General features: G+C 49.2%; 15 protein-coding genes and 1 pseudogene. 10 read left to right on the top strand and 6 right to left on the bottom strand.

The window, feature by feature from the left end:
• Positions 1-21: 21 nt before the first annotated feature.
• From yiaB to xylA, 3 genes are all read right to left on the bottom strand, one after another.
• Positions 22-363 (bottom strand): inner membrane protein YiaB, encoded by a 342-nt coding sequence (yiaB, locus tag EAS44_RS01505; protein WP_001296517.1) that lies wholly within the window; start codon positions 361-363, stop codon positions 22-24.
• A 168-nt stretch (positions 364-531) separates the two neighbouring features.
• Positions 532-1,986: a xylulokinase gene (gene xylB, locus EAS44_RS01500; protein ID WP_000275340.1), complete on the bottom strand. Its 1,455-nt coding sequence runs from the start codon at positions 1,984-1,986 to the stop codon at positions 532-534.
• A 71-nt stretch (positions 1,987-2,057) separates the two neighbouring features.
• Entirely contained in the window at positions 2,058-3,380 is a 1,323-nt protein-coding gene (gene xylA, locus EAS44_RS01495) for a xylose isomerase (RefSeq protein WP_025856538.1), read from the bottom strand.
• Between the two features lie 365 nt (positions 3,381-3,745).
• Between xylA and xylF the strand changes: the two genes are divergently transcribed.
• The 4 genes and pseudogenes from xylF to xylR all read left to right on the top strand — a co-directional run bounded on the left by xylF (position 3,746) and on the right by xylR (position 8,761).
• The gene (gene xylF / locus EAS44_RS01490; protein ID WP_001296518.1) at positions 3,746-4,738 is read left to right on the top strand and encodes a D-xylose ABC transporter substrate-binding protein; all 993 of its coding nucleotides are present in this window, start codon (positions 3,746-3,748) and stop codon (positions 4,736-4,738) included.
• A gap of 77 nt (positions 4,739-4,815) precedes the next feature.
• Complete coding sequence (gene xylG / locus EAS44_RS01485; protein WP_001146512.1) at positions 4,816-6,357, top strand: D-xylose ABC transporter ATP-binding protein; 1,542 nt, start codon at positions 4,816-4,818, stop codon at positions 6,355-6,357.
• The gene (xylH, locus tag EAS44_RS01480) at positions 6,335-7,516 is read left to right on the top strand and encodes a xylose ABC transporter permease XylH (protein WP_000045978.1); all 1,182 of its coding nucleotides are present in this window, start codon (positions 6,335-6,337) and stop codon (positions 7,514-7,516) included. The genes xylG and xylH overlap by 23 nt, the downstream gene beginning before the upstream one ends.
• Before the next feature lie 77 nt (positions 7,517-7,593).
• A pseudogene (gene xylR / locus EAS44_RS01475) lies at positions 7,594-8,761 on the top strand (D-xylose utilization transcriptional activator XylR).
• Positions 8,762-8,868: 107 nt separating this feature from the next.
• Here xylR and bax read toward each other — a convergent pair.
• Positions 8,869-9,693 (bottom strand): protein bax, encoded by an 825-nt coding sequence (gene bax / locus EAS44_RS01470; RefSeq protein WP_001297957.1) that lies wholly within the window; start codon positions 9,691-9,693, stop codon positions 8,869-8,871.
• 319 nt (positions 9,694-10,012) lie between these two features.
• Here bax and malS point away from each other — a divergent pair, with 319 nt between their 5' ends.
• Together malS and avtA are read left to right on the top strand one after the other, a co-directional pair.
• Positions 10,013-12,043 (top strand): alpha-amylase, encoded by a 2,031-nt coding sequence (gene malS / locus EAS44_RS01465; RefSeq protein ID WP_025856543.1) that lies wholly within the window; start codon positions 10,013-10,015, stop codon positions 12,041-12,043.
• 177 nt (positions 12,044-12,220) lie between these two features.
• On the top strand, positions 12,221-13,474 hold the full coding sequence (gene avtA / locus EAS44_RS01460; RefSeq protein ID WP_000144359.1) for a valine--pyruvate transaminase: 1,254 nt from the start codon (positions 12,221-12,223) through the stop codon (positions 13,472-13,474).
• Between the two features lie 151 nt (positions 13,475-13,625).
• On the opposite strand, the gene ysaA is transcribed toward avtA, so the two are convergent.
• On the bottom strand, positions 13,626-14,099 hold the full coding sequence (gene ysaA, locus EAS44_RS01455; RefSeq protein ID WP_001332299.1) for a 4Fe-4S binding protein: 474 nt from the start codon (positions 14,097-14,099) through the stop codon (positions 13,626-13,628).
• Positions 14,100-14,200: 101 nt separating this feature from the next.
• On the bottom strand, positions 14,201-15,049 hold the full coding sequence (yiaJ, locus tag EAS44_RS01450) for an IclR family transcriptional regulator YiaJ (RefSeq protein WP_000514241.1): 849 nt from the start codon (positions 15,047-15,049) through the stop codon (positions 14,201-14,203).
• Positions 15,050-15,249: 200 nt separating this feature from the next.
• Here yiaJ and yiaK point away from each other — a divergent pair, with 200 nt between their 5' ends.
• From yiaK to yiaM, 4 genes are all read left to right on the top strand, one after another.
• Positions 15,250-16,248 (top strand): 3-dehydro-L-gulonate 2-dehydrogenase, encoded by a 999-nt coding sequence (yiaK, locus tag EAS44_RS01445; protein WP_000869018.1) that lies wholly within the window; start codon positions 15,250-15,252, stop codon positions 16,246-16,248.
• 11 nt (positions 16,249-16,259) lie between these two features.
• The gene (yiaL, locus tag EAS44_RS01440; protein ID WP_000576094.1) at positions 16,260-16,724 is read left to right on the top strand and encodes a YhcH/YjgK/YiaL family protein; all 465 of its coding nucleotides are present in this window, start codon (positions 16,260-16,262) and stop codon (positions 16,722-16,724) included.
• 22 nt (positions 16,725-16,746) lie between these two features.
• Entirely contained in the window at positions 16,747-17,667 is a 921-nt protein-coding gene (locus tag EAS44_RS01435) for a DUF4862 family protein (protein ID WP_000856282.1), read from the top strand.
• Positions 17,668-17,780: 113 nt separating this feature from the next.
• Positions 17,781-18,248, top strand: a complete 468-nt coding sequence (gene yiaM / locus EAS44_RS01430) for a 2,3-diketo-L-gulonate TRAP transporter small permease YiaM (protein ID WP_000821445.1) — start codon at positions 17,781-17,783, stop codon at positions 18,246-18,248.
• The last annotated feature ends 1 nt before the right edge of the window (position 18,249 follow it).

The following is an 18,249-nucleotide window of genomic DNA, read 5'->3' as shown; positions in this document are numbered from 1 at the left end:
TGTGTAAGAACTTTATGTTGCTCATGCCGAGCGAAACAAACGCATTTGACCAAACAAGCAGACAAAAAAGGCGATGGGATAGATCACCATTTCATAAGCATTGATAGGTGCGTTTAAAACACCGATAAACAAGAGACCGATAGTGATTAACGCTACCAACTGACAGACGTGGATAAAAAAATCATCCAGTTGCCCAAGTTTTTCTGCGCGAAGATATGCATAGTTGCCAAAAGTTGCCGTCATTAACACGCCAAGAAAATAGCCTTTTCCACTTAACAATGGGCATGAGATCCATAGCCCAACCAGATAAACCAGCGCCCCAACAACAAATAATAGTTTTGCAACAGTCTTTGAGGTTTTCATAACGATCTCCATATCTACCAGCGATACATTACGAATAACCAACGAAAGACAAAACTGAAAAATGCCATTAACAAATGATTTTCAGAATAAATTCATACTAAATATTAATTAATTACTGAGATATATAGATGTGAATTATCCCCCACCCGGTCAGGCAGGGGATAACGTTTACGCCATTAATGGCAGAAGTTGCTGATAGAGGCGACGGAACGTTTCTCGTCGTGGCTGATAAGCGGCATAACGCTGCGCATCTGGTAGATGCGACTGTTCTAATGGTAGTTGCGGCAACAACTCAATGAGCGATTTCTCTGGATTCGCCGCAATCTGCGCCAGCCTTGCTGCGCCCAGTGCTGGCCCCACATCGCCACCCGTGCGGTAATCCAGTTGCTGACCGCTGATGTCCGCCAGCATTTGACGCCAGTACTCACTACGCGCCCCGCCACCAATCAACGTAACACTTTGCGGTTTAATGCCGCAGGCATGCACGACATCCATGCCATCTGCCAGCGCATAACCCACGCCTTCCAGCACTGCTCGCGCCAGTTCATTGGGGCCATGTTGATGAGTCAAACCAAAGAAACCCCCTTTCGCCTGGGGATTATTGTGTGGTGTACGCTCGCCGGAAAGATAAGGCAGAAACCAAACTGGCTCGGCACTTTCATCAGCCTGTTGAGCTGCAGTGATTAAAGCAGGGACATTGCTCAGGCCGGTTAATTTCGCGGCCCAATCCAGACACGAAGCCGCACTCAGCATTACAGACATTAAATGCCAACGTTGCGGTAACGCATGGCAAAAGCTATGTACGGCGCTTTCTGGCTTGCTTAAGAACCCTTCGCTGACAGCAAAATAGACCCCCGACGTCCCCAGCGATAACATTGCCTGATTAGCATCAACCATTCCCACACCAACCGCACCAGCTGCATTGTCGCCACCGCCTGCGATAACTGGCACCGCCGCCATACCCCACGCTTTCGCAACTTCAGGTAACAAAGCACCAGTAATTTCGCTGCCTTCGTATAATGCGGGCATCTGGTCACGAGATAAGTGGCAAGCCTGCAGCATGAGATCGCTCCAGTCACGCTTTGCGACATCCAGCCACATAGTGCCAGCTGCGTCAGACATATCGCTGGCAAACTCCCCCGTCATACGCAGACGCAAGTAATCTTTCGGTAATAATACTTTATCGATTTGACGGAATATCTCCGGCTCATGCCGCTGAACCCATAGCAATTTAGGCGCAGTAAATCCGGGCATCATCAGGTTGCCGGTAATCACCCGCGATTGCGGAACTCGCGCTTCCAGCAAAGTGCACTCTTGCGCACAGCGCCCGTCGTTCCACAAAATGGCAGGGCGTAACACCCGTTGCTGAGCATCCAGTAAGGTTGCACCGTGCATCTGTCCGGCAATACCTAATGCTTTAACGTCTTGCAGAGAATGCTGAACGCCCAGAGCTTTCATTGCGCGATCAGTTGCCTGCCACCACTGTTCCGGGTCTTGTTCCGACCAGAGTGGATGCGGGCGCGAAACGGTCAGCTTTTCCGTTTGCGCAGCAACCACCTCACCCTGCTCGTTGAGCAAAATAACTTTTACGCCCGAGGTGCCAAGATCTATCCCGATATACATATCGATCGTTCCTTAAAAAAATGCCCGGTATCGCTACTGATAACCGGGCCAACGGACTGCACAGTTAGCCGTTATTTGTCGAACAGATAATGATTTACCAGATTTTCCAGTTGCTCCTGGCGACCACTCTGATGCACCGGAGACAAATTATGTTCCTGAGCATATTTGGCTAAATCTGCCAGTGACATTTGGCCTTTCAGGATTTGCTGGCCTAATTCACTATTCCAGCCGGAATAACGCTGCGCGATGCGTTTATCCAGCTCGCCATCTTCAATCATGCGCGCTGCAATTTTCAGCGCCAACGCCATCGTATCCATCGCGCCGATATGACCGTAAAACAGATCATATTTATCAGTACTTTGACGACGTACTTTGGCATCGAAGTTCAGACCACCGGTGGTGAAACCGCCTGCTTTGAGAATTTCATACATCACCAGCGCATTCTCTTCCACACTGTTCGGGAACTGGTCGGTGTCCCAGCCCAGTTGCGCATCGCCACGGTTGGCGTCGACAGAACCGAACAGGCCAAGCGCAATGGCGGTGGCTATTTCATGATGGAAAGAGTGACCTGCCAGCGTCGCGTGGTTAGCTTCAATGTTCAGTTTAATCTCTTTTTCCAGACCAAACTGTTTCAGGAAGCCATAGACCGTCGCAGCATCGTAATCATATTGATGTTTTGTCGGTTCTTGCGGTTTCAGTTCGATAAGCAACGTGCCCTGGAAACCGATTTTATGTTTATGCTCAACCACCATCTGCATAAAGCGGCCCAGCTGTTCACGCTCCTGGCGCAAGTCGGTATTTAACAGCGTTTCGTAACCTTCACGACCGCCCCACAGGACATAGTTTTCACCGCCCAATTTATGGGTTGCTTCCATCGCTGTAACAACTTGCGTTGCCGCCCAACTGAAGACTTCAGGATCTGGGTTCGTCGCCGCACCCGCGCCATAGCGAGGGTTTGTAAAGCAGTTAGCAGTTCCCCACAGCAGCTTCACGCCGCTCTCTTCTTGCTTGCCTGCCAGGACATCAACCATTTGCGCAAAATTATTGATGTACTCTTTTAACGACGCGCCCTCAGGGGAAACATCCACATCGTGGAAGCAATAAAATGGCACATGTAACTTGTGGAAAAACTCAAATGCGACATCTGCTTTACGCTTCGCCAACGCCAGTGCCTCACCAGGCTGCTGCCACGGACGATTAAACGCCCCCACACCAAACATATCCGCCCCGTTCCAGCAGAAGGTGTGCCAGTAGCAGGCGGCAAAACGCAAGTGCTCTTCCATACGCTTGCCCAACACCAGTTCGTCGGGATTGTAGTGACGGAATGCTAACGGGTTTGAGGATTTTGAGCCTTCATAACGAACGCGATCGAGCTGGTCAAAATAGGCTTGCATATTGAACTCCATAATCAGGTAATGCCGCGTGTGATGGATGATGTCGTAATATTGGGCACTCCCTTTCAGTTGCTCAATTATGTTATTTCACACTGCTATTGAGATAATTCACAAGTGTGCGCTCGCTCGCAAAATAAAATGGGATGATGAAACTGGGTAATTCCTCGAAGAGAAAAATGCAATAAGTACAATTGCGCAACAAAAGTAAGATCTCGGTCATAAATCAAGAAATAAACCAAAAATCGTAATCGAAAGATAAAAATCTGTAATTGTTTTCCCCTGTTTAGTTGCTAAAAATTGGTTACGTTTATCGCGGTGATTGTTACTTATTAAAGCTGTCCTCTAACTACAGAAGGCCCTACACCATGAAAATAAAGAACATTCTACTCACCCTTTGCACCTCACTTCTGCTTACCAACGTTGCGGCACACGCCAAAGAAGTCAAAATAGGTATGGCGATTGATGATCTCCGTCTTGAACGCTGGCAAAAAGATCGAGATATTTTTGTGAAAAAAGCAGAATCTCTCGGCGCGAAAGTATTTGTACAGTCTGCAAATGGCAATGAAGAAACACAAATGTCGCAGATTGAAAACATGATTAACCGGGGTGTCGATGTTCTTGTCATTATTCCTTATAACGGTCAGGTATTAAGTAACGTTGTAAAAGAAGCCAAACAAGAAGGTATTAAAGTATTAGCTTACGACCGTATGATTAACGATGCGGATATCGATTTTTATATTTCTTTCGATAATGAAAAAGTCGGTGAACTGCAGGCAAAAGCCCTGGTCGATATTGTTCCGCAAGGTAATTACTTCCTGATGGGCGGCTCGCCGGTAGATAACAACGCCAAGCTGTTCCGCGCCGGGCAAATGAAAGTATTAAAACCTTATGTTGATTCCGGAAAAATTAAAGTCGTTGGTGACCAATGGGTTGATGGCTGGTTACCGGAAAACGCATTGAAAATTATGGAAAACGCGCTAACCGCCAATAATAACAAAATTGATGCTGTAGTTGCCTCAAACGATGCCACCGCAGGAGGGGCAATTCAGGCATTAAGCGCGCAAGGTTTATCAGGGAAAGTAGCAATTTCCGGCCAGGATGCGGATCTTGCAGGTATTAAACGTATTGCTGCCGGTACGCAAACTATGACGGTGTATAAACCTATTACATTGTTGGCAAATACTGCCGCAGAAATTGCCGTTGAGTTGGGCAATGGTCAGGAGCCAAAAGCGGATACCACACTGAATAATGGCCTGAAAGATGTTCCCTCCCGCCTGCTGACACCGATCGATGTGAATAAAAACAACATCAAAGATACGGTAGTTAAAGACGGATTCCACAAAGAGAGCGAGCTGTAAGCGTTACGCCCCGGCGCGGAGCGGGGGCGTGATTTCTCTCCATGCCGCGTGAATTGATTGGCTTAGGTGGAGTCGTTATGCCTTATCTACTTGAAATGAAAAATATTACCAAAACCTTCGGCAGTGTGAAGGCGATTGATAACGTCAGCTTGCGGTTGAATGCTGGCGAAATCGTCTCACTCTGTGGGGAAAATGGGTCAGGTAAATCAACGCTGATGAAAGTGCTGTGTGGTATTTATCCCCATGGTTCCTACGAAGGCGAAATTATTTTTGCGGGAGAAGAGATTCAGGCGAGTCACATCCGCGATACCGAACGCAAAGGTATCGCCATTATTCACCAGGAATTGGCGCTGGTGAAAGAACTGACCGTGCTGGAAAATATCTTCCTGGGTAACGAAATAACCCATAATGGCATTATGGATTATGACCTGATGACGCTACGCTGTCAGAAGCTGCTCGCACAGGTCAGTTTATCCATTTCACCTGATACCCGCGTTGGCGATTTAGGACTTGGGCAACAACAACTGGTTGAAATTGCCAAGGCACTTAATAAACAGGTGCGTTTGTTAATTCTCGATGAGCCGACAGCCTCATTAACTGAGCAGGAAACGTCGGTTTTACTGGATATTATTCGCGATCTACAACAGCACGGTATCGCCTGTATTTATATTTCGCACAAACTCAACGAAGTCAAAGCGATTTCCGATACGATTTGCGTTATTCGCGACGGTCAGCACATTGGCACGCGTGATGCTGCTGGAATGAGTGAAGACGATATTATCACCATGATGGTCGGGCGGGAGTTAACCGCGCTTTACCCTAATGAACCACATACCACCGGAGATGAAATATTACGTATTGAACATCTGACGGCATGGCATCCGGTTAATCGTCATATTAAACGAGTTAATGATGTCTCGTTTTCCCTGAAACGTGGCGAAATACTGGGTATTGCCGGACTCGTTGGTGCCGGACGTACCGAGACCATTCAGTGCCTGTTTGGCGTGTGGCCCGGACAATGGGAAGGAAAAATTTATATTGATGGCAAACAGGTAGATATTCGTAATTGTCAGCAAGCCATCGCCCAGGGGATTGCGATGGTACCCGAAGACAGAAAGCGCGACGGCATCGTTCCGGTAATGGCGGTTGGTAAAAATATTACCCTCGCCGCACTCAATAAATTTACCGGCGGTATTAGCCAGCTTGATGACGCGGCAGAGCAAAAATGTATTCTGGAATCAATCCAGCAACTCAAAGTTAAAACGTCGTCCTCCGACCTTGCTATTGGACGTTTGAGCGGCGGCAATCAACAAAAAGCGATCCTCGCTCGCTGTCTGTTACTTAACCCGCGCATTCTCATTCTTGATGAACCCACCAGGGGTATCGATATTGGCGCGAAATACGAGATCTACAAATTAATTAACCAACTCGTCCAGCAGGGTATTGCCGTTATTGTCATCTCTTCCGAATTACCTGAAGTGCTCGGCCTTAGCGATCGTGTACTGGTGATGCATGAAGGGAAACTAAAAGCCAACCTGATAAATCATAACCTGACTCAGGAGCAGGTGATGGAAGCCGCATTGAGGAGCGAACATCATGTCGAAAAGCAATCCGTCTGAAGTGAAATTAGCCGTACCGACATCCGGTGGCTTTTCCGGGCTGAAATCACTGAATTTGCAGGTCTTCGTGATGATTGCAGCGATCATCGCGATCATGCTGTTCTTTACCTGGACCACCGATGGTGCCTACTTAAGCGCCCGTAACGTCTCCAACCTGTTACGCCAAACCGCGATTACCGGTATCCTCGCGGTAGGAATGGTGTTCGTCATAATTTCTGCTGAAATCGACCTTTCCGTCGGCTCAATGATGGGGCTGTTAGGTGGCGTCGCGGCGATTTGTGACGTCTGGTTAGGCTGGCCTTTGCCACTGACCATCATTGTGACGTTGGTTCTGGGACTGCTTCTCGGTGCCTGGAACGGATGGTGGGTCGCGTACCGTAAAGTCCCTTCATTTATTGTCACCCTCGCGGGCATGTTGGCATTTCGTGGCATACTCATTGGCATCACCAACGGCACGACTGTATCCCCCACCAGCGCCGCGATGTCACAAATTGGGCAAAGCTATCTACCTGCCAGCACCGGCTTCATCATTGGCGCGCTTGGCTTAATGGCTTTTGTTGGCTGGCAATGGCGCGGAAGAATGCGCCGTCAGGCTTTGGGTTTGCAGTCTCCGGCCTCTACCGCAGTAGTCGGTCGCCAGGCTTTAACCGCTATCATCGTATTAGGCGCAATCTGGCTGTTGAATGATTACCGTGGTGTTCCCACTCCTGTTCTGCTGCTGACGTTGCTGTTACTCGGCGGAATGTTTATGGCAACGCGGACGGCATTTGGACGACGCATTTATGCCATCGGCGGCAATCTGGAAGCGGCACGTCTCTCCGGGATTAACGTTGAACGCACCAAACTTGCCGTGTTCGCTATTAACGGATTAATGGTAGCCATCGCCGGATTAATCCTCAGTTCTCGACTCGGCGCTGGTTCACCTTCTGCGGGAAATATCGCCGAACTGGACGCAATTGCAGCATGTGTGATTGGCGGCACCAGTCTGGCAGGCGGCGTCGGGAGCGTGGCTGGAGCGGTAATGGGGGCATTCATCATGGCTTCACTGGATAACGGCATGAGTATGATGGATGTACCGACCTTCTGGCAGTATATCGTTAAAGGTGCGATTCTGTTGCTGGCTGTATGGATGGATTCCGCAACCAAACGCCGTTCTTGATTTTGATAAAAATTTTCTCAAAGCCGGTAACGTATTACCGGTTTTGAGTTTTTGCATGATTCAGCAGGAAAAGAACCATGTTTACTAAACGTCACCGCATCACATTACTGTTCAATGCCAATAAAGCCTATGACCGGCAGGTAGTAGAAGGCGTAGGGGAATATTTACAGGCGTCACAATCGGAATGGGATATTTTCATTGAAGAAGATTTCCGCGCCCGCATTGATAAAATCAAGGACTGGTTAGGAGATGGCGTCATTGCCGACTTCGACGACAAACAAATCGAGCAAGCGCTGGCTGATGTCGACGTCCCCATTGTTGGGGTTGGTGGCTCGTATCACCTTGCCGAAAGTTACCCACCCGTTCATTACATTGCCACCGATAACTATGCGCTGGTTGAAAGCGCATTTTTGCATTTAAAAGAGAAAGGCGTTAACCGCTTTGCTTTTTATGGTCTTCCGGAATCAAGCGGTAAACGTTGGGCCACTGAACGCGAATATGCATTTCGTCAGCTTGTCGCCGAAGAAAAGTATCGCGGAGTGGTTTATCAGGGGTTAGAAACCGCGCCAGAGAACTGGCAACACGCGCAAAATCGGCTGGCAGACTGGCTACAAACGCTGCCACCGCAAACCGGGATTATTGCCGTTACTGACGCCCGGGCGCGGCATATTCTGCAAGTATGTGAACATCTACATATTCCCGTACCGGAAAAATTATGCGTGATTGGCATCGATAACGAAGAACTGACCCGCTATCTGTCGCGTGTCGCCCTTTCTTCGGTCGCTCAGGGCGCGCGGCAAATGGGCTATCAGGCGGCAAAACTGTTGCATCGTTTATTGGATAAAGAAGAGATGCCGTTGCAACGGATTTTGGTCCCGCCAGTCCGCGTGATTGAACGACGCTCAACAGATTACCGCTCGCTGACCGATCCCGCCGTTATTCAGGCCATGCATTACATTCGTAATCACGCCTGTAAAGGGATTAAAGTGGATCAGGTACTGGATGCGGTGGGCATATCACGCTCCAATCTTGAGAAGCGTTTTAAAGAAGAGGTGGGCGAAACCATTCACGCCATGATTCATGCCGAAAAGCTGGAGAAAGCGCGCAGCCTGCTGATTTCTACTACCTTGTCAATTAACGAGATATCGCAAATGTGCGGTTATCCATCGCTGCAATATTTCTACTCTGTTTTTAAACACAACGCCAAAAGAGTATCGCGATGTAAATAGCGAGGTCATGTTGTAGCGATGATGAGAATTATCGGCGTCGCATCAGGTAACTCAGCACAACCACCTGATACGAGCAAAAGCCTTATCCGCCTGACAAGTCGGATAAGGCTCGAGGAAATGCAATTACATATGCGCCGCGATTAACCGTTGGTTATCCTGGTACATTGCGAACAGGTAGTTGTTATAACTCTTCCCTTTGGTCGAGTAGCCCTTCAGCTTGTGAATCATCGCTGTGGCAGTCACTTCCTGATCCGCTTTACGCAGCTGTGCACGCGATTTACGGAACGAAGAGTAAGCCGGGTGCGTATTGAGGTTAGTGACATAGGCGCTCACCGATTCTTTAACAGAACTAAACTGTGAGTACCCTTTCACTTTACCCGGCGCATTGGTACAACGTCCTTTCATGCATTTCATGCCGAACAGATTGTTGTTGTTGCGCGCCAGCTTTGACGTTCCCCAACCGCTTTCTGCTGCAGCCATCGTCGCCACCATACTGGTAGGGATAATGTCTACGCGTTCAAGCAAGGTATTCCACGGGATTTTTCGCGTATTACCAGACCACTTCACCTTGTAGCGTTTGGCGATGTCTTTCAGACGCGCACGCTCAGCAGGTGACCATTGGCCCTGATACTGTTTTGAAATCAGCCAGTTACGTTCCGCAGTAATGGCCGCATTTTGGCTGGTAATGTAAGGCATTACAGTCCGGAGAAACGCCTTTTTCCTTGGTGTTCCGGAAGGGTATTTTCGCAAATCAGGAAGTGAACTACTCTTTGCACTATTGCGAGAATACTCTTGTTTACTGCTTACCTGTTTATTACTAGCTTTAGTTAAGTGGGACTTTTGACTCGCTGTTGTTGTGTGCGTCTTCGCTAACACCTCACTCGAAAACACCAGAGTGAGTAACATAAGAATCATCGCCCCATATCGTCGTATGGGAGTCAAAATCATCAGGTCTCCTGGTCGGATTTAATCATTCCAACACCTTATATTTTTTACAAATTTGAGAGTTGAATCTCAAATCATATCAAAAATAGCTGTCAAGAGCACCCCAAGGAATAGTCCAAATCTGAAACTATGTCACGAGTTAACGATTCAGATTGGCGCTAAATCGCAGAAAATGTGGGGTTTATCGCAAAATTCAGCCGTTTTTTGCGCGCGATCGCTCACCCTTGCTTCTCATCCTGTGGACTTACCGCTCAGGGATGAGTTTTGTCTGGCTTATCGCTGGCAAACTGTCTGAAATCGCAGCAATAAGGACTCATCCGCCATGAAACTCGCCGCCTGTTTTCTGACACTCCTTCCTGGCTTCGCCGTTGCCGCCAGCTGGACTTCTCCGGGGTTTCCCGCCTTTAGCGAACAGGGGACGGGAACATTTGTCAGCCACGCGCAGTTGCCCAAAGGTACGCGTCCACTAACGCTAAATTTTGACCAACAGTGCTGGCAGCCTGCGGATGCGATAAAACTCAATCAGATGCTTTCCCTGCAACCTTGTAGCAACACGCCACCTCAATGGCGATTGTTCAGGGACGGCGAATATACGCTGCAACTAGACACCCGCTCCGGTACGCCAACATTGATGATTTCCCTCCAGAACACCGTCGAACCGGTAGCAAGCCTGGTCCGTGAATGCCCGAAATGGGATGGATTACCGCTCACACTGGATGTCAGCGCCACTTTTGCGGAGGGAGCCGCCGTCCGGGATTATTACAGCCAGCAAATTGCGATAGTGAAGAACGGTCAAATAACGTTACAACCCGCTGCCACCAGCAACGGTTTACTCCTGCTGGATCGGGCAGAAACTGACACATCCGCCCCTTTCGACTGGCATAACGCCACGGTTTACTTTGTGCTGACAGATCGTTTCGAAAACGGCGATCCCAGTAATGACCAGAGTTACGGACGTCATAAAGACGGTATGGCGGAAATTGGCACTTTTCACGGCGGCGATTTACGCGGCCTGACCAACAAACTGGATTATCTCCAGCAGTTGGGCGTTAATGCTTTATGGATAAGCGCCCCATTTGAGCAAATTCACGGCTGGGTCGGCGGCGGTACAAAAGGTGATTTCCCGCATTATGCCTATCATGGTTATTACACTCAGGACTGGACGAATCTTGATGCCAATATGGGCAGTGAAGCCGATCTACGGACGCTGGTTGATAGCGCGCATCAGCGCGGTATTCGTATTCTCTTTGATATCGTGATGAACCACACTGGCTATGCCACGCTGGCGGATATGCAGGAGTATCAGTTTGGCGCGTTATATCTTTCTGGTGACGAGCTGAAAAAAACGCTGGGTGAACGCTGGAGCGACTGGAAACCTGCCGCCGGGCAAACCTGGCATAGCTTTAACGATTACATTAATTTCAGCGACAAAACAGGCTGGGATAAATGGTGGGGAAAAAACTGGATCAGAACGGATATCGGCGATTACGACAATCCTGGATTCGACGATCTCACTATGTCGCTGGCCTTTTTGCCGGATATCAAAACCGAATCAACTACCGCTTCTGGTCTGCCAGTGTTCTATAAAAACAAAACGGATACCCACGCTAAAGTCATCGACGGCTTTACCCCTCGCGATTACTTAACCCACTGGTTAAGTCAGTGGGTCCGCGACTATGGGATTGATGGTTTTCGGGTCGATACCGCCAAACATGTTGAGTTGCCCGCCTGGCAGCAACTGAAAACCGAAGCCAGCGCTGCACTTCGCGAATGGAAAAAAGCTAACCCCGACAAAGCATTAGATGACAAACCTTTCTGGATGACCGGTGAAGCCTGGGGCCACGGCGTGATGCAAAGTGACTACTATCGCCACGGCTTCGATGCGATGATCAATTTCGATTATCAGGAGCAGGCGGCGAAAGCAGTCGATTGTCTGGCGCAGATGGATACGACCTGGCAGCAAATGGCGGAGAAATTGCAGGATTTCAACGTGTTGAGCTACCTCTCGTCGCATGATACCCGCCTGTTCCGTGAAGGGGGCGACAAAGCAGCAGAGTTATTATTATTAGCGCCAGGCGCGGTACAAATCTTTTATGGCGATGAATCCTCGCGTCCGTTCGGTCCTACCGGTTCTGATCCGCTGCAAGGTACGCGTTCGGATATGAACTGGCAGGATGTTAGCGGTAAATCTGCCGCCAGCGTCGCGCACTGGCAGAAAATCAGCCAGTTCCGCGCCCGCCATCCCGCAATTGGCGCGGGCAAACAAACGACACTTTCGCTGAAGCAGGGCTACGGCTTTGTTCGTGAGCATGGCGACGATAAAGTGCTGGTCATCTGGGCTGGGCAACAGTGATTTTTCCGGCTTCCCGTTCGTCAGTACCTCGGGAAGCTGCCAACCAGGATAAAATGTCAGCCCTAATCAGCATTGCAGGATAAAGCACCGCTCACTCTTCAACAGACCGATTTGCACCCCAGCAAATGTAGCGTTATTGTTACCTTCCTTGCTACAGAGTTCGACAGATATCCCGCTATGACATTCTCCCTTTTTGGTGACAAATTTACCCGCCACTCCGGCATTACGCTGCTGATGGAAGATCTGAACGACGGTTTACGCACGCCTGGCGCGATTATGCTCGGCGGCGGTAATCCGGCGCAGATCCCTGAAATGCAGGACTACTTCCAGACGCTACTGACCGACATGCTGGAAAGTGGCAAAGCGACTGATGCACTGTGCAATTATGACGGTCCACAGGGGAAAACGGAGCTACTCACACTGCTTGCCGGAATGCTGCGCGAGAAGTTGGGTTGGGATATCGAACCACAGAATATTGCACTAACAAACGGCAGCCAGAGCGCGTTTTTCTACTTATTTAATCTGTTTGCCGGACGCCGTGCCGATGGTCGGGTCAAAAAAGTGCTGTTCCCGCTGGCACCGGAATACATTGGCTACGCTGACGCCGGACTGGAAGAAGATCTGTTTGTCTCTGCGCGTCCGAATATTGAACTGCTGCCGGAAGGCCAGTTTAAATACCACGTCGATTTTGAGCATCTACATATTGGCGAAGAAACAGGGATGATTTGCGTCTCCCGGCCGACGAATCCAACAGGCAATGTGATTACTGACGAAGAGTTGCTGAAGCTTGACGCGCTGGCGAATCAACACGGTATTCCGCTGGTGATTGATAACGCTTATGGCGTCCCGTTCCCGGGTATCATCTTCAGCGAAGCGCGCCCGCTATGGAATCCGAATATCGTGCTGTGCATGAGTCTTTCCAAGCTGGGGCTACCTGGCTCCCGCTGCGGCATTATCATCGCCAATGAAAAAATCATCACCGCCATCACCAATATGAACGGCATTATCAGCCTGGCACCTGGCGGTATTGGTCCGGCGATGATGTGTGAAATGATTAAGCGTAACGATCTGCTGCGCCTGTCTGAAACAGTCATCAAACCGTTTTACTACCAGCGTGTTCAGGAAACTATCGCTATCATTCGCCGCTATTTACCGGAAGATCGCTGCCTGATTCATAAACCGGAAGGAGCCATTTTCCTCTGGCTATGGTTTAAGGATTTGCCCATTACGACCGAGCAGCTCTACCAGCGCCTGAAAGCACGCGGCGTGCTGATGGTGCCGGGGCACAACTTCTTCCCGGGACTGGATAAACCGTGGCCGCATACGCATCAATGTATGCGCATGAACTACGTACCAGAGCCGGAGAAAATTGAGGCGGGTGTGAAGATTCTGGCGGAAGAGATAGAAAGAGCCTGGGCTGAAAGCCACTAAAAATTGCCTGATGCGCTACGCTTATCAGGCCTACATGATTTCTGCAATATATTGAATTTGGTAGAATTTGTAGGCCGGATAAGGCGTTTTAGCCGCATCCGGCATAAACAAAGCGCACTATCCCTGCGTTGAGAAACGCCGGAAAAACGTTTCAAACAGGCTGCTGCCGTAGCCGATGCCGCTGCACTTTCTCGACATCCACGCACTGCAACGCCTTTGTCGGGCAGGCTTCAACACAGGCCGGCCCCGTCGCCCGATGCCAGCACAGATCGCACTTAATCGCCCTCGCCTTTTTGCGCGAAGAAACGACCTCCATCGCACCAAACGGGCAAGCCAGCATACAGCTTTTACAGCCAATGCAACGTGATTGTTCAACGAAAATATGCCCATGTTCGCGGCTTATCGCGTCAACAGGGCACACATTTGCGCACGGTGCATCTTCACACTGATGACAGGCTACTGCCGTGGTGTAAGTATGATCTTTAATGACACGAATACGGGAAATAAACTCGTCTGGTGACAACGCAGCGCAATCCTGATTCTCCTGATGCGACACTGCGCAAGCCACTTCACAGGTACGGCAACCGATACATTTCGTCGCATCCGCAATAATAAACCGGTTCATGATCACTCCTTTGCACTAAAACAGCAGAGTGCCAGAGAGCGCGTCCCTACTGCTTTGATCCAACGAAGGAAATGTTAAAGTTTTGGCACTTGTCCAAAGGGTTATGTAATCGCGCCCTGGTCGTCCCTGACAGTAAATCCCAGTTCATTAGAAATAGCCTGCGCGGTTTCACGCAGTGGTTTCAGGAGATTTTTCTCTCCCACCTGTTTCAGACGTGATGTCGAAAGCGAAATCGACACGGCGTACGGCACCCGCCCATGAATATCAAACACCGGAACAGCAATACAGGAGACGCCGAGTTCGTTTTCTTCTCTGTCCATCGCCGCTCCACTTTCACGAATGTGCGCCAGTTCGTCGAACATCGCGGGCAGCTCGGTAATGGTATTGCGGGTTAACGGCTGGATCTCATGCTGATGGCTTTCCCAGTATGACTTCACGTAGTCCGGGTGACCAAACGCCATGTAGATCTTGCCCATTGCGGAACAGTAGAGCGGCATATGCTGGCCTATATAGGCACGGGTTCGCAGCATCCCGGTTGTGGGTTCCAACTTATAAATCAAAATAGCGTGATCGTCTTCGCGGCTGGAGAAGTTAATAGTTTCACCAGTGGCGATGTTCAGAGCCTCAAGATGCGGAGCGGCGATATGAATGATATTCAGCGAAGATAGCGCCTTCTGCCCGACGGCAATAAATTTGGTGGTCAGGCGATAACTCCCTGCGGCGGGCGCGGTGGTCACATAGCCGCAGGACTGTAATCCCTGCAATAAGCGATGGACGGTACTCTTATTTAAACCAGCCAGCTCCGAAAGATGCGCCAACGGACAACCGTTTGGATAGTTGCTCAAAATCTCAATCAGCATCAACCCACGAAACAGACTCTGGCTTCCGGCTGGGCGCTCTTTTTCCTGCGCCATCTCGTTCTCTTTTTTTCCCATCACTTCTTTCCCCATTTTGTCGCGTCCTGATGGTAGCGCAAAGTGTGCCGTAGTTCACGATCTCGACAGATAATTTATAACCACTTGATTTTTAAGTTTTTTGAAATTCATCAATCAGATTGCTTTGTTAAAAAGTGATCGATATATTTGAAATCAAGTTTCGCATATTGAAATTTTAAGCCAAAAAAGCGATCAAAAAAACAAGGAAGCCTGGGATGAAAGTGACATTTGAGCAGTTAAAAGCAGCCTTTAATCGGGTCTTAATTTCACGCGGCGTTGACAACGAAACGGCTGACGCCTGTGCAGAGATGTTCGCCCGCACCACCGAATCCGGCGTTTATTCTCACGGCGTTAATCGTTTCCCTCGTTTCATTCAACAACTGGAAAACGGCGATATCATTCCTGATGCCCAACCCAAACGTATAACCAGCCTCGGCGCAATTGAACAGTGGGACGCCCAGCGTTCGATCGGTAACCTGACAGCGAAAAAGATGATGGATCGCGCCATTGAACTGGCTGCCGATCACGGTATTGGTCTGGTGGCACTACGTAATGCCAACCACTGGATGCGCGGCGGCAGCTACGGCTGGCAGGCGGCGGAAAAAGGCTATATTGGCATTTGCTGGACCAACTCCATCGCCGTAATGCCACCGTGGGGCGCAAAAGAGTGTCGCATCGGCACCAACCCGCTGATCGTCGCCATTCCTTCCACGCCGATCACCATGGTCGATATGTCGATGTCGATGTTCTCTTACGGCATGTTAGAAGTTAATCGCCTGGCTGGTCGTCAGCTCCCGGTAGATGGTGGCTTTGATGATGAGGGCAATTTGACCAAAGAACCTGGCGTTATCGAGAAAAATCGCCGCATTTTGCCGATGGGCTACTGGAAAGGTTCGGGCATGTCGATTGTGCTGGATATGATCGCTACCCTCCTTTCTGACGGCGCATCGGTTGCCGAAGTCACCGAGGACAACAGCGACGAATACGGCATTTCACAAATTTTTATTGCCATTGAAGTGGACAAGCTTATCGACGGTCCCACCCGCGATGCCAAACTGCAACGCATTATGGATTACGTTACCAGTGCCGAGCGTGCTGACGAAAACCAGGCTATTCGTTTACCCGGCCACGAATTTACTACCCTGCTGGCAGAAAACCGCCGTAACGGTATTACCGTTGATGACAGCGTGTGGGCAAAAATCCAGGCGTTATAAGGAGATAAGCCATGATTTTTGGACATATCGCGCAGCCTAATCCGTGCCGTTTGCCCGCCGCCATTGAAAAGGCGCTCGATTTTCTGCGCACCACCGACTTCAACGCCCTGGAACCGGGCGTTGTCGAAATCGACGGCAAGAATATTTATGCGCAAATTATCGATTTAACCACACGCGAGGCGGTAGAAAACCGTCCGGAAGTGCATCGTCGGTATATCGATATTCAGTTTCTGGCGTGGGGTGAAGAGAAAATCGGCATTGCCATTGATACGGGAAACAATAAAGTCAGCGAATCACTATTAGAGCAGCGCGATATTATTTTTTATCACGATAGTAAACATGAATCATTTATAGAAATGATACCGGGTAGTTACGCTATTTTCTTCCCGCAGGATGTACATCGCCCGGCATGTAATAAAAATGCCACTACGGCAATACGCAAGATCGTGGTTAAAGTGGCCCTCGCTGCTTTATAAAAAATGATTACTGGAGCACATAATGAAAACGAATAATGCCGGTTATATTATCGGCGCGTATCCCTGTGCACCTTCTTTTCACCAAAGAAGTGAAGAGGAAGAGAAGGATTTCTGGCGACAATTATCTGAGACTCCAGACATTTTGGGGCTGGAACAACCTTGCCTGGAAAATTTTCACCCGCTGGGCGATCAATGGTTACTCCGTCATACGCCAGAGAGCTGGAAATTTGTCGTCACCGCAGTGATGGAAACCATGCGTCGCCGCAGCGAAAACAGCGGGTTTGGTCTCGCCTCCAGTGATGAAGAACAGCGCCAGGCCTGCGTGGCGTACTATCGCCACCTGTTCAATAAAATCAACTCATTGCAGGCTAATAAAGTGCTCGCACTGGAGCTCCAGGCTGCACCGTTAGCAACGAATCCTAATGTTATGCAAGCGACGGACGCTTTTGCCCGCTCATTGAAAGAAATCGCCAGTTGGGACTGGCCGTGCAAGCTGGTGCTGGAACACTGCGACGCCATGACATCTTCTTCCCCCCGAAAAGGCTTTTTGCCTTTAGAAAATGTGCTGGAAGTTATTACCGATTATGACATCAGCATCTGTATCAACTGGGCGCGCTCTGCCATTGAAGGGCGCAATACAACGCTGCCGCTGACCCACACCCAAATGGCGAAACAAGCCGGAAAACTCGGCGCGTTAATGTTCTCTGGTACGACGCTAAACGGGGCATACGGCGAATGGCAGGATTTACACGCACCGTTTGCACCATTCTGCGCAGAAAGCCTGATGACCACAGATCATGTTCGCGAGTTATTTAATGTAGCAGAATCGTCAACATTGCATTTTGCTGGGATCAAGCTACTGGAAATAAATGCGACGGCTGATGTGCACCATCGCATCGAAATATTACGCAACGGCATTCACTCTCTGAATGAATCTCGTTAAACAGAACCATTTATATATCACTTTGAATATCTAATTAGCCGTTTTCTGATAATTATTACGAATATTAACAACATTAGCGCATAAAAAATATTGCATAACCAGAAGGACTCGTTATGAAACGGATACTCGAAGGCATTCTTGCGATCATCATCGCAATACTGTCTTGTATTATTTTTATTAATATCATTCTTCGATATGGATTCCACACAAGTATATTATCGATTGATGAATTATCCCGACTTTTATTTGTCTGGTTAACCTTTATTGGCGCAATCGTTGCTTATATGGACAACAGCCATGTGCAGGTTACTTTTTTAGTCGAAAAACTCTCACCGGCTAATCAACAACGTGTTTCGCTGCTAACCCATACGCTCATTTTATTGCTGTGTCTGGGGCTGGCCTGGGGCGCTATAGAAAAAACAGCGCAAGACTGGAGCAACTTATCGCCCATTCTTGGCGTCCCCATTGGCTTAATGTACGCCGCCGCTATCCCCACCAGTCTGATTATCGCATTGCTGGAATTGCGTCACTTATACCGGCAGTTCACAAATACCCCCAGCCGAAACCAACAAGGAGCCTGAC

This window comes from Escherichia coli DSM 30083 = JCM 1649 = ATCC 11775 (genome assembly GCF_003697165.2).
GTDB lineage: Bacteria > Pseudomonadota > Gammaproteobacteria > Enterobacterales > Enterobacteriaceae > Escherichia > Escherichia coli.
The sequence above is the reverse complement of the archived record's forward strand: the minus strand, read 5'-3'. Positions and strand labels throughout refer to the sequence as shown.